The following is a 12,601-nucleotide window of genomic DNA, read 5'->3' on the forward strand; positions in this document are numbered from 1 at the left end:
CCAGGGTGGCGCCTGCCAGGGCGCAGTGCGCCGGGCCGGGGGCCGGTTCGTAGCCGCCGGGCAGGCGGGTGACGATGGCGCAGGGCTTGCCGTGCAGGGTGGTCAGGCGCTTGCCGTCGCGCAGCGTTTGCGGCTGCGGCACCGGTACCCCGCGCGAGGCCAGGTGGTGCATCAGTTCGATGTAGAACGGCAATTGTTCGTGCGTCAGCACCTCGAACAGTGTCAGCACGTACTCGCCGCGAGTCGTGAGCAGGAAGTAATTGGTATTTTCTATGCCGGCGGTAATGCCGCGCAGCGATACCAGGTCTCCCAGGTCGTAGTGCGCCAGCAGGGCGCGGGCGTCGTCGTCGGAAACAGAGGTGAAAACGGCCATGGATCAGCGTATAGGGTGGGACTGCGGGCAGGGGTACCTGGCGGTATTGCCCGGGCGGCGCAACAATTTTAGTCCAGGTGCCGGGCGTGCCCGGGGCGGCCGGCGCGACGCCGCCGCGCCAGCACCGTAAAATACGCCATTCCCGCAATTTTCCCGACCAATGTTGAGTGCTTCCGACTGGCGCCTGTGCGTCGCCCCGATGATCGACGTGACCGACCGGCATTGCCGATACTTCCATCGGCTGCTGGCCCCGCGCGCGCGCCTGTACACCGAGATGATCACCACCGGGGCATTGCTGCATGGCAACGTCGAACGCCACCTGGATTTCGACGCCGCCGAGCATCCCGTGGCCCTGCAGCTGGGCGGCAGCGAGCCTGACGCCCTGGCAGAGGCCGCGCGGCTGGGCCGGAAATGGGGCTATGACGAAATCAACCTGAACTGCGGCTGCCCGTCGGAACGGGTGCAGCGCGGCGCCTTTGGCGCCTGCCTCATGGCCGAATCCGGGCTGGTGGCCGATTGCATGAAAGCCATGCAGGACGCGGTAGACGTGCCGGTCACCGTCAAGCACCGGCTGGGGCTGGACTACGACGAATCATATGGATTCGTGCGCGACTTCGTGGGGGCCCTGCACGATACGGGGTGCCGGGTGTTCATCGTGCATGCCCGCAATGCCGTGCTGAAGGGCCTGTCGCCCAAAGACAACCGCGAGATCCCGCCGCTGCGCTATGCCGTGGCCGAGCAGCTACGCGCCGATTTTCCCGACAGCATCATCGTGCTCAATGGCGGCCTGGCCGACGCGGCGCAGGCCGTCGGGGCAGCGGATGCGTTCGACGGCGTCATGCTGGGCCGCGCCGCCTGGCACACGCCGCGCGTGCTGTCGGAAGTATCGCTGCGCCTGTGGCCTTCGGTAAGGCTGCCCACCGATGCGCAGGTGGTCGACGCCATGGTCGGCTACGCGGCGTCGCAAGTGGCCCTGGGAGTGCCGCTGCGGGTAATCGTGCGGCCACTGTTGGGGCTGGTGAACGGGCAGTCGGGTGCGCGCCGCTGGCGGCGCCTGCTGTCCGATCCGCTGCGCCTGGCGCCGAACGACCCGGACCTTATCTACGAAGCCTGGCGCAGCCTGCGCGACGCGACGCGCGTACAGCTACAAGACGAGGCCGTGCCGGCGTCGTGAGCCGGGCGGAACGCCCGCGTCATCATGGCTTGTTCGCCGGGCTGCCGTCCATGGGCCAGTCGCGGATGTAGGCCTTGAGCATGTTGTTCTCGAACTGCTGCGCGGCCACGATGGCCTGCGCCATGTCATAGAACGAGATCACGCCCATCAGGGTAGGGCCGTCCATGACCGGGATGTAGCGCGCATGCTTTTCGAGCATGAGCCGCTGCACTTCATCGGCGCTGGTGTTGGGCGAGACACTGACGGGGGCGTCGTCCATGATGGACCGGATGGTGGTTTGCCCGATCTCGCCATTGTTGTCGTGCATGAGGCGGATGATCTCGCGGAATGTCAGCATGCCGGACAGCATTCCCGATTCCATGATGACCAGCGAGCCGATGTCCTGCTCGCTCATGATTTGCACCGCCAGCGCCACCGGCATGTCCGGCGTGGCGGTATAAAGCGTGTCGCCCTTCACACGAAGAATTTCGCTGACCTTCAACATGATGATTCTCCCGGGGCGCGCGGCCCCCTTCTACTATTCTTGCCCGCCGCAAGCGGTACGACCGCGGCGGCGGTAGGCGTATTGTGCGCCAGGCTGGCGAGTTCTTCCAGCGTGGGTGCTTTGTCGCCGGCCAGCACGCTGGCGGCAGCCTGCACAACCTGGGGGTCGTCGCGCAGGCGCGGTTGGTGGCGGTCGAGCAGGAAATGGTCGAATACCGGTTCCAGCGAGACATTGCGCGCATCGCATGCCAGTATCCAGCGCTGGTCGACGGTGCGGGCCACCAGGCCCAGCTGTTCCAGCTTTTCCAGCACCGCATTCAGTTCTTCGTGGTGCAGGTGCAGCCGCTTGGCCAGCGCGCTGGCGCTGCGACCGGCCGGGCGCATGCCCTGGGCCGCGTGCAGCGCGCGCAGCACCACCAGCGCGTCGACAAATGGCGCGCCCGGGCTGCGATTGATTTCCCAGCGGCCGAGCCGGATCATGGGCGCGCTGGCTGCCACGGTGGCCCCGAACAATACCGCCAGCCACGACAGGTAGATCCACAGCAGGAAAATCGGCAGGGTGGCGAACGTGCCGTAGATGACGGTGTAGGTGGGAAAGCGTGTCAGGTAATAGGCAAAGGCCGCCTTCATGAGTTCGAGCACGATGGCGGTGCAGAAGCCGCCCATCAGGGCGTCGCGCCAATATACATGGCGGTTGGGCACCACCACGAACAAGGCGGCAAAGCCCAGTCCGGTCAGTGCCAGCGGCATGAAGGACACGGCCAGGCTCACGATCTCGGACACATCGCTGATCAGGCCCATGGATTCACGGGCCAGGAACGACGTGGCCCAGAGGCTGGCGCCCGCCACCACCGGCCCCAGCGTCACGATCGCCCAGTACATCAGCGCGCGCTGGGGCAGGGGACGCTGCCGCGTCACGTGCCAGATGTCGTTGAAGGTCTTGTCGATCGTCATGATCAGCAGCAGCGACGTCACGACCAGAAACGCACCGCCGATCGCCGTCAGGCGGGTGGCCTGCAGAGCGAACTGGTTCAGGTAGTCCATGATGTTGTCGGACACGGCCGGCGGCATCAGGCTGTGGGCCAGGAAATCTTCCAGGGCAACCCGGAAATCCTGGAATACCGGGAAGGCCGTGAACAGCGACAGCACCACCGCCAGCATGGGCACGATGCTGAGCACCGTGGTGAAGGTCAGGCTGGATGTCACCTGTAGCAGCTTGAGTTCGTCGGCCCGCTGCGCCGCGAAGTGAAACACCCTGCCCATGCGCGTCACCCAGGGGGCGCGCTGTCGTGCGATGGCGCGCGCCGCCGGCTGAGCGGCGGCGGGCTTTGCAGAGTGGCTCATCGGGTGATAATAGCAGCATGAACCCTGAACTCAATCCCCACTTGCGCCGCCTGTCGGCGGTGTCATTGCTGGCGCTCATCCTGTTGTGCGTCGCCTGGGAGCTCTTCCTGGCCCCGATCCGGCCGGGCGGTTCTTGGCTGTTCCTGAAGGCGCTGCCGCTGGCTTTTCCGCTGCGCGGCATCCTGCGTGGCGACGTGTATACCTTCCAGTGGTCGTCGATGCTGGTGCTGTTGTACCTGATGGAAGGCGTGGTGCGCGCCATGTCCGACCCCGCGCCGCTGTCGGCGGCGCTGGCTGGCCTGGAAATCGTGCTGTCGCTGGTTTTCTTCGTGTCCGCGCTGTTGTATGTGCGGCCCGCCAAGCAGGCGGCGCGCGCGCGCCGCGCCGGGGGCATGCCATGACCACCGCCGATACACTGGGCCAGCTCCGGGCGCAGAACTCGTTCGCCGCGCTGCCCCCCGCCTTTTATACACGGCTGGAACCGCGGCCTCCGGGCGCCCCGCGCCTGCTGCATGCCAACGAACAGGCGGCCGCGCTCATCGGCCTGTCGCCAAGCGCCCTGCAGTCAGACGAGTTCCTGCGCGTATTTTCCGGCCAGCAACCCTTACCCGGGGGCCAGACCCTGGCCGCCGTCTACAGCGGGCACCAGTTCGGGGTCTGGGCCGGCCAACTGGGCGACGGCCGCGCGCACCTGCTGGGCGAAATCCAGGGGCCGCAGTCGTCCTGGGAATTGCAGCTGAAAGGGGCGGGCATGACCCCTTATTCCCGCATGGGCGACGGCCGCGCGGTATTGCGTTCATCGGTGCGCGAGTACCTGGCCAGCGAGGCCATGCATGGCCTGGGCATACCCACCACGCGCGCCCTGGCACTGGTGGTTTCCGACGATCCCGTCATGCGCGAGACCGTGGAAACCGCCGCCATCGTGACGCGCATGTCGCCCACTTTCGTGCGCTTCGGATCGTTCGAGCACTGGTCGTCGCGGCGCCAGCCTGACGAGCTGCGCATCCTGGCCGATTACGTCATCGACAAGTTCTATCCGCAGTGCCGGGAAGCGGGCACCGGCGGCATGCCCGGTCCGGAAGGCGCGTACCTGCGCCTGCTGGTCGAGGTGACGCGACGCACGGCGCTACTGATGGCCGGCTGGCAGGCGGTGGGCTTTTGCCACGGCGTCATGAATACCGACAATATGTCCATCCTGGGCCTGACCCTGGACTACGGTCCGTACGGATTCATGGATACCTTCCGCCTGGACCACATCTGCAACCATTCCGACAGCGAAGGGCGCTACGCCTGGAACCGTCAGCCGTCGGTGGCGTTGTGGAACCTGTACCGGCTGGGCGGCAGCCTGCACGCCTTGTTGCCCGACGTCGAGGCGCTGCGCAGCGTGCTGGACGGCTATGAAGCGATTTTCACCCGGGCCTTCCACCAGCGCATGGCCGCCAAGCTGGGCCTGAGCGGCTGGCAGGCCGACGACGAGGCCCTGGTGGATGACCTGCTGCGGCTCATGCACCACCAGCGCGCCGATTTCACCCTGACTTTCCGGCGCCTTGCGGATGCGGTAAGGGGCCAGGCCCAGGGCTTCCAGGACCTGTTCGTCGACCGCCAGGCGGCCCTGGCGTGGTACGAGCGCCTGGCGGCGCGCCACGCCCAGGATGAAGCCGGTGGCGATGCCGCGGCCCGGGCCACTGCCATGGACGCCGTCAACCCGCTGTACGTGCTGCGCAACCACCTGGCCGAACAGGCCATCCGCGCCGCCAAGGCGGGCGATGCCGGCGAGATCGATACCTTGCTGGGCCTGCTGCGCGATCCCTGCACCGAGCGGCCCGGCTACGAGGCCTATGCGGCCTTGCCGCCCGACTGGGCCGGCGGCATCGAGGTCAGTTGTTCATCGTAAGGCCGGCCACGGGCGCCCGCGTACGTTTCGTAGCGGGTGCCGCCCCGGTCGATGTCATAATCGAGCCTGCTTTCAACGCCAATCCCTATCTGTCCATGTCCGGCAACACCCTAGGCACCCTCTTTTGCGTCACTAATTTCGGCGAATCGCACGGCCCGGCCATTGGGTGCGTGGTCGACGGCTGCCCCCCGGGGTTGCCGCTGGACGCCGCGGACATCCAGGCCGAACTCGACCGCCGCCGGCCGGGCACGTCGCGCCACGTCACGCAGCGCCAGGAAGCCGACCAGGTCGAAATCCTGTCCGGGGTCTACCAGGGCGTAACCACCGGCACGCCCATCGGTTTGCTGATACGCAATACCGACGCGCGCAGCAAGGATTACTCCAATATCGCCGATACCTTCCGGCCGGGCCATGCCGATTTTTCCTATACCCGCAAGTATGGGCTGCGCGACCCGCGCGGCGGCGTCCGCTCGTCCGCGCGCCTGACCGCGCCCACGGTGGCGGCCGGCGCCATTGCCAAGAAGTGGCTGGCGCAACAGCATGGCGTGCGGGTACGAGGCTACATGAGCCAACTGGGCCCTATCGCGATCCCGTTCGTGTCCTGGGACGACGTGCCCGGCAATCCGTTCTACGCGCCCAACGCCGCCATCGTGCCCGAACTCGAGGCCTACATGGACCAACTCCGCCGCGATGGCGATTCCATCGGCGCGCGCATCGAGGTCGTGGCCGAGAACCTGCCGGCAGGCTGGGGCGAACCCCTATACGACCGCCTGGACGCGGACATCGCCCACGTCATGATGGGCCTGAATGCCGTCAAGGGCGTGTCCATCGGCGCCGGCTTCGACTGCATTGTCCAGCGCGGCTCCGAGCATGGCGACGAAATCACGCCGGACGGCTTCGCCGGCAACAACGCGGGCGGGGTGCTGGGCGGCATTTCCACCGGCCAGCCCATTACCGTGTCGCTGGCCATCAAGCCCACTTCCAGCATTCGCATCGAGCGCCAGTCCATCAATAGCGACGGCCAGCCCGTCATGGTACAGACGCTGGGGCGCCACGATCCTTGCGTGGGCATCCGCGCCACGCCCATCGCCGAGGCGATGCTGGCGCTGGTGCTCATTGACCACGCATTGCGGCACAGGGGGCAGTGCGGCTGACTCATTTCACCGCGGCGCGGCGCGCCGGTTCGACAACGCTTACGCTGCGAGGGGGCATTATGAACGCTGGAGTGCTTACGGTTTTGCGCAAATCATGGGTGGGGCTGGCCGTGGCGGGCAGCTTGGCGCTGGCGGGCTGCTCGGGCATGAACACCACCCAGTCCGGGGCCATCGGGGTCGACCGCACCCAATACATGTCCAGCATGGTGTCCGAACAGGCCCTGGAACAAGAAGCCGGGCAGCAGTATTCCGAGATCATCCAGAAGGCGCGTGCGCAGGGCGCGCTGGATCGCGATGCCAGCCAGGTCAAGCGGGTCAGCGCCATCTCGAAGCGCCTGATCGCGCAAGTGGGCACTTTCCGGCCCGACGCCGCCGGTTGGCAGTGGGAAGTGCATGTGCTGTCGGTGAACGAGGTCAATGCCTGGTGCATGCCCGGCGGCAAGATCGCGGTGTACACGGGCCTGATCAACCAGATCAAGCCCACCGACGCCGAACTGGCCGCGGTAATCGGGCATGAAATCGCTCATGCGCTGCGCGAGCACGCGCGGGAGCGCGTGTCGCAGCAAATGGTCACCAACCTGGGCCTGTCCGTGCTGTCGATTGCCACCGGGGTGCCGGCCGACCTGGGCAGCAAGCTCACCGACGTCATGTTCACCCTGCCCAACAGCCGCACCCACGAGTCCGAGGCGGATCTCATCGGCGTGGAACTGGCCGCCCGCGCAGGCTACGACCCGCGCGCCGCCGTGACGCTGTGGCAGAAAATGGGCGCGGCCGACAGCGGCAGCGCGCCGCCCGAGTTCATGTCCACCCACCCGTCGGCGGCCACCCGTATTTCAGACCTGCAGGCTGCCTCGCAGCGGGTCATGCCGCTGTACGAACAGAGCGGCAAGGCGAAATAGGGCGCATCCCCTCGCGTGAGCATGGGTGGTGCTTTCAATACTAGGATAAATGCTGCCGTTGTACTAGGTTGAGAGGCTGGGCATAATCAGGGCATCGAGTGTTCGATGTCCTTTTCCGGCATGGCCGGATTTTCCACGAGTGACCCATGGCCCAAACCCTTTACGACAAACTCTGGGACGCGCACGTCGTCAACCAGGAATCCGACGGCACCTGTCTGCTGTATATCGACCGCCACCTGCTGCACGAGGTAACCAGCCCTCAGGCGTTCGAAGGGCTGACCATGGCCGGCCGCAAGCCGTGGCGCATCAGCGCCAACCTGGCCGTGGCCGACCACAATGTGCCCACCCTGAACCGCGACCGCGGTATCGACGATCCGGTATCGCGCCTGCAGGTCGATACGCTGGACGCCAATTGCGACAAGTACGGCATTACTGAATTCCGCATGGCCGACCTGCGCCAGGGCATCGTGCACGTCATCGGGCCGGAGCAGGGCGCCACGCTGCCCGGAATGACAGTGGTGTGCGGCGATTCGCATACCAGCACGCATGGCGCGCTGGGGGCGCTGGCTTTCGGCATCGGCACTTCCGAGGTCGAGCACGTGCTCGCCACGCAGACGCTGCTGATGAAAAAGAACAAGAGCATGCTCATCAAGGTAGAGGGCGAGCTGCCGTTCGGCTGTACGGCCAAGGACGTGGTGCTGCATATCATCGGTATCATCGGCACGGCGGGCGGCACCGGCCATGCCATCGAATTCGCGGGCAGCGCCATCCGCAAGCTGTCGGTGGAAGGCCGCATGACGGTCTGCAATATGGCGATCGAGGCCGGCGCGCGCTCGGGCATGGTGGCCGTGGACGACAAGACCATCGAATATTTCCGCGGCCGTCCCTTCGCGCCCACCGGCGTGCTGTGGGACCAGGCCGTGTCGTACTGGCGCACGCTGCACAGCGACGCGGGCGCCACCTTCGACCGCGTGGTCGAGATCGACGCCAAGGACATCAAGCCCCAGGTCACTTGGGGCACTTCGCCCGAAATGGTGTTGCCGGTGGATGCCCGCGTGCCCGATCCCGATCGCGAGAAAGACGATGTGCGCCGCAGCGGCATGGAACGCGCGCTGCAGTACATGGGCCTGAAACCCAACACGCCCCTGACAGATATCCGCGTCGACCGTGTCTTCATCGGCTCGTGTACCAACTCGCGCATCGAAGACCTGCGCGAAGCGGCCGCCGTGGCACGCGGCAAGCATGTGGCTTCCAATGTGAAGCAAGCCATGGTGGTGCCGGGTTCCGGCCTGGTGAAGCAGCAGGCCGAGCGCGAAGGGCTGGACAAGATCTTCATCGATGCCGGTTTCGAATGGCGCGAGCCCGGCTGTTCCATGTGCCTGGCCATGAACGCCGACCGCCTGGAGCCCGAAGAACGCTGCGCCTCGACCTCTAACCGCAACTTCGAGGGCCGGCAGGGGCAGGGCGGCCGCACGCACCTGGTCAGCCCCGCGATGGCCGCCGCGGCCGCCGTGTCCGGCCATTTCGTCGACGTCCGCAATTTCCGCTAAAGAGCCCGACATCATGCAAGCATTCACGACCCACGAAGGCCTGGTGGCCCCGCTCGACCGCGAGAACGTCGACACCGACCTGATCATTCCCAAGCAATTCCTCAAGTCGATCAAGCGCACGGGCTTCGGCCCCAACCTGTTCGACGAATTGCGCTACCTGGACCATGGCGAACCCGGCATGGACAACAGCAAGCGTCCGTTGAACCCGGATTTCGTGCTGAACCAGCCGCGTTACCAGGGGGCGTCGGTATTGCTGGCGCGCAAGAATTTCGGCTGCGGCTCCAGCCGCGAACACGCGCCCTGGGCGCTGGCGCAGTATGGGTTCCGCGCCATCATTGCACCGTCGTATGCCGATATTTTCTTCAATAACAGCTTCAAGAACGGCCTGCTGCCCATTGTGCTGTCCGAGCTGGAAGTGGCCCGCCTGTTCGACGAGGTCAAGGCCTTCCCGGGCTACAAGATGCGCATCGACCTGGATCGCCAGGTGGTCATTGCCGCGGATGGCCGCGAAATGCAGTTCGACATCGAACCCTTCCGCAAATATTGCCTGCTGAATGGTTTCGATGACATCGGCCTGACCCTGCGCCAGTCCGACAAGATCCGCGCCTTCGAGGCCGAGCGGCTGGCCCGTCACCCGTGGCTGGAAAGCCGGCCGGTAGTGTGACGCACCCCGAAACGCTGCCCGCCTCGCGGCGGGCACGCCGCCCGGATTCGCTCATTCCCCTCAAGGGGGCGGTGGCAAAGCCGGATCCGCGGCATTCCCGGCTGAGCCACATCTTTTATTCATAGGTTCTTTCATGACACATAACATCGCAGTGTTGCCGGGCGACGGCATCGGCCCCGAAATCGTCGAACAGGCCGTGCGCGTGCTGGGCGCACTGGGGCTGTCGCTGGAAATCGGGCAGGCGCCCGTGGGCGGCGCGGCCTACGACCAGTTCGAGCACCCCTTGCCGCCCGCCACGCTGGATCTTGCGCGTAACTCGCACGCCGTGCTGTTCGGCGCGGTGGGCGACTGGAAGTACGACAGCCTGCCGCGCGAGTTCCGCCCCGAGCAGGCCATCCTGGGCCTGCGCAAGGCGATGGGCCTGTTCGCCAATCTGCGCCCGGCCATTCTCTACCCCGAACTGGCCAGCGCCTCGTCGTTGAAACCCGAAATCGTCTCGGGCCTGGACATCCTGATCATTCGCGAATTGACGGGCGACATCTACTTCGGCACCCCGCGCGGCGTGCGTGACGCAGCCGACGGCCCCTTCGCCGGCGAGCGCGAAGGCTTCGACACCATGCGCTATGCCGATACCGAAGTGCGCCGCATCGCCCGCATCGGTTTCGAGTCCGCGCGCAAGCGCGGCAAGAAGCTGTGCAGCGTGGACAAGGCCAACGTACTGGAAACTTCACAATTTTGGCGCGACATCGTCATCGAAGTGGCGCGCGACTACCCGGACGTAGAGCTGTCGCACATGTATGTCGACAACGCAGCCATGCAACTGGTGCGCAATCCGCGCCAGTTCGACGTCATCGTCACGGGCAACCTGTTCGGCGATATTCTGTCCGACGAAGCGGCCATGCTTACCGGTTCGATCGGCATGCTGCCGTCGGCGTCGCTGAACGAGTCCGGGCAGGGCCTGTACGAGCCCAGCCATGGTTCGGCTCCCGACATCGCGGGCCAGGGCATTGCCAACCCGCTGGCCACCATTCTGTCGGCCGCCATGCTGTTGCGTTACTCGTTGAACCAGGCGGCGCAGGCCGACCGCATCGAGACCGCGGTGCGGTCGGTGCTGGCCGATGGCCTGCGCACCGCCGATATCCACGAGCCGGGTACCACCAAGGTGTCCACCTCGCAGATGGGCGACGCCGTCCTGAAGGCCCTGGGATGACCCAGGCGGGCGCCGGGCACCCCAGGTGTCCGGCGCCCGCTGTCCCTTATTTTTGACCCCGCACCGCAACATTCCTTCCCGCATTCTGATAAATTGTCGGGATCGATAGCTTTTTCCTTACCTACCCAACCCAAGAGCATTGAACATGACGCAAGCTGTAGGCTTGGTTGGCTGGCGCGGTATGGTCGGTTCCGTCCTCATGCAACGCATGCGCGACGAAAACGACTTCGCCCTGATCAACCCCGTATTCTTCTCCACCAGCAACGCCGGCGGTGCCGCGCCCACTTGGGCCGACGGCGCGGGCCCGTTGCAGAACGCCTACGATATCGATGCTCTGAAAAAACTGCCCATCATCGTGACTGCGCAGGGCGGCGACTACACCTCGGAAGTTTTTCCCAAGCTGCGCGGCGCGGGCTGGGACGGCATCTGGATCGATGCCGCCAGCACGCTGCGCATGAAAGACGACGCCATCATCGTGCTGGATCCGGTCAATCGTCCGGTTATCGATGCCGCTCTCAAGCGCGGCGTGCGTAACTTCGTGGGCGGCAATTGCACGGTCAGCTGCATGCTCATGGGCCTGGCCGGCCTGTTCAACAATGATCTGGTCGAATGGATGACCTCCATGACCTACCAGGCGGCGTCGGGCGGCGGCGCGCAGCATATGCGCGAACTGCTGACCCAGTTCGGCCTGCTCAATCAAGCCGTCAAGCCCATGCTCGACGATCCGGCGTCGGCCATCCTGGAAATCGATCGCGGCGTGCTCAACGCGCAGCAGGATCCCGCCTTGCCGCAAGAGCATTTTGGCGTGCCCCTGGGCGGCAACCTCATTCCCTGGATCGACAAAGACCTGGGCAACGGCGTGTCGCGCGAAGAATGGAAGGCCGAGGCCGAAACCAACAAAATCCTGGGCCGCGGCGAAGCCTTCGGCACGCCCGCCACGCCCATCGACGGGCTGTGCGTGCGGATCGGCGCCATGCGCTGCCACAGCCAGGCCCTGACCATCAAACTCAAGCGCGATGTGCCGCTCGACGAAATCGAGGCGCTCATCGCCCAGGGTACGCAGTGGGCCAAGGTCGTGCCCAACACCAAGGAAGACACGGTGCGCGCGCTGACCCCGGTGGCCGTGACCGGCACGCTGGATATCCCGGTGGGCCGCCTGCGCAAGCTGTCGATGGGCTCGCAGTACCTGGGCGCGTTCACCGTGGGCGACCAGTTGCTGTGGGGTGCGGCTGAACCGCTGCGTCGCATGTTGCGTATCGCGCTGGCCGAAGCCTGAGCCGGCCACCGCATGTTCTGCCCGGATTCCGTCCGGGCACGGCGAAGGCACCTGCGGGTGCCTTTGTTTTACTCGTGCCGCCTTGCGGCAGGCCCTGGCAGGTTTGCAGATTTGTGAATCAAGGGCTATCTATTACACTTTCGCCCAGCATTGGCCGGTAACCCCGATTCGTATAGCAGGATTTCCAACCATGACCTTGCGCCCGCGTCAGATTTTCCATGCCCGTCGTACCAAAGCCCTGCAATGGGCCGTGGCCCTGGCGATAGGCGCATCCGTGGGAACCTCCGCGCAGGCCCTGACGGTGGGGCATTCGCGCGTAGTGTCGGCACCCGGCGCGCCGCTGCAAGTGGTGGTGCCGCTGGACGGCCTCGGCAATGAAGAAATCGCGTCGCTGCGCGTGTCGCTGGCCGATGCCGGCGCCTGGCAGCGCGCCGGCCTGCAGCCGCCGGTGCCGCTGGACAGCGTGCGGATCAATGTGCAAGACGGCATGGACGCCACGCGCAAGAATATCCGCGTCGTGTCCACTCAGGCACCGTCCACGCCATCGGTAGACCTGCTGCTCAATGTGCAGTCCAGCACC

At 65.8% G+C, this 12,601-nt stretch carries 12 protein-coding genes and 1 pseudogene; 10 read left to right on the top strand and 3 right to left on the bottom strand.

The genetic code is table 11. From position 1 onward, the window contains the following. Positions 1–373 (bottom strand): phosphotransferase (locus tag LPZ50_RS13900; RefSeq protein WP_230662066.1); only part of this gene is annotated, 373 nt, incomplete at its 3' end. A gap of 163 nt (positions 374–536) precedes the next feature. Here LPZ50_RS13900 and dusA point away from each other — a divergent pair. Then, entirely contained in the window at positions 537–1,547 is a 1,011-nt protein-coding gene (gene dusA / locus LPZ50_RS13905; protein ID WP_268903403.1) for a tRNA dihydrouridine(20/20a) synthase DusA, read from the top strand. A 22-nt stretch (positions 1,548–1,569) separates the two neighbouring features. Here dusA and LPZ50_RS13910 read toward each other — a convergent pair whose 3' ends face one another. Together LPZ50_RS13910 and LPZ50_RS13915 are read right to left on the bottom strand one after the other, a co-directional pair. Then, positions 1,570–2,031, bottom strand: coding sequence for a CBS domain-containing protein (locus LPZ50_RS13910; protein ID WP_230662067.1), 462 nt, complete (start codon positions 2,029–2,031; stop codon positions 1,570–1,572). Next, the gene (locus LPZ50_RS13915; protein ID WP_230662068.1) at positions 2,025–3,374 is read right to left on the bottom strand and encodes a YihY family inner membrane protein; all 1,350 of its coding nucleotides are present in this window, start codon (positions 3,372–3,374) and stop codon (positions 2,025–2,027) included. The genes LPZ50_RS13910 and LPZ50_RS13915 overlap by 7 nt, the downstream gene beginning before the upstream one ends. 17 nt (positions 3,375–3,391) lie before the next feature. Here LPZ50_RS13915 and LPZ50_RS13920 point away from each other — a divergent pair, with 17 nt between their 5' ends. The 9 genes and pseudogenes from LPZ50_RS13920 to LPZ50_RS13960 form a co-directional block, all read left to right on the top strand. Beyond that, a complete protein-coding gene (locus tag LPZ50_RS13920) occupies positions 3,392–3,775 on the top strand; it encodes a DUF2069 domain-containing protein (protein WP_230662069.1) in 384 nt (127 codons plus the stop codon). Continuing rightward, positions 3,772–5,268, top strand: coding sequence for a protein adenylyltransferase SelO (locus LPZ50_RS13925; protein ID WP_230662070.1), 1,497 nt, complete (start codon positions 3,772–3,774; stop codon positions 5,266–5,268). Before LPZ50_RS13920 ends, LPZ50_RS13925 begins: the two co-directional genes overlap by 4 nt. Positions 5,269–5,363: 95 nt before the next feature. Further along, complete coding sequence (gene aroC / locus LPZ50_RS13930; RefSeq protein WP_230662071.1) at positions 5,364–6,422, top strand: chorismate synthase; 1,059 nt, start codon at positions 5,364–5,366, stop codon at positions 6,420–6,422. Between the two features lie 59 nt (positions 6,423–6,481). Further along, positions 6,482–7,321 carry a M48 family metallopeptidase gene (locus LPZ50_RS13935; protein WP_230662072.1) on the top strand — a complete coding sequence of 280 codons (840 nt, stop codon included), beginning with the start codon at positions 6,482–6,484 and terminating at the stop codon, positions 7,319–7,321. Between the two features lie 146 nt (positions 7,322–7,467). Beyond that, positions 7,468–8,871: a 3-isopropylmalate dehydratase large subunit gene (gene leuC, locus LPZ50_RS13940; protein WP_230662073.1), complete on the top strand. Its 1,404-nt coding sequence runs from the start codon at positions 7,468–7,470 to the stop codon at positions 8,869–8,871. Between the two features lie 13 nt (positions 8,872–8,884). Then, entirely contained in the window at positions 8,885–9,535 is a 651-nt protein-coding gene (leuD, locus tag LPZ50_RS13945; RefSeq protein ID WP_230662074.1) for a 3-isopropylmalate dehydratase small subunit, read from the top strand. A gap of 133 nt (positions 9,536–9,668) precedes the next feature. Continuing rightward, positions 9,669–10,745, top strand: a complete 1,077-nt coding sequence (leuB, locus tag LPZ50_RS13950; RefSeq protein ID WP_230662075.1) for a 3-isopropylmalate dehydrogenase — start codon at positions 9,669–9,671, stop codon at positions 10,743–10,745. Between the two features lie 145 nt (positions 10,746–10,890). Further along, positions 10,891–12,021, top strand: coding sequence for an aspartate-semialdehyde dehydrogenase (gene asd, locus LPZ50_RS13955; protein ID WP_230662076.1), 1,131 nt, complete (start codon positions 10,891–10,893; stop codon positions 12,019–12,021). A 190-nt stretch (positions 12,022–12,211) separates the two neighbouring features. Beyond that, positions 12,212–12,601 (top strand): annotated as a pseudogene (locus tag LPZ50_RS13960) (peptidoglycan-binding protein LysM); the annotation flags it as partial.

The organism is Bordetella petrii, assembly GCF_020991325.1.
In the GTDB taxonomy this organism is placed as follows: domain Bacteria; phylum Pseudomonadota; class Gammaproteobacteria; order Burkholderiales; family Burkholderiaceae_B; genus Bordetella_A; species Bordetella_A petrii_E.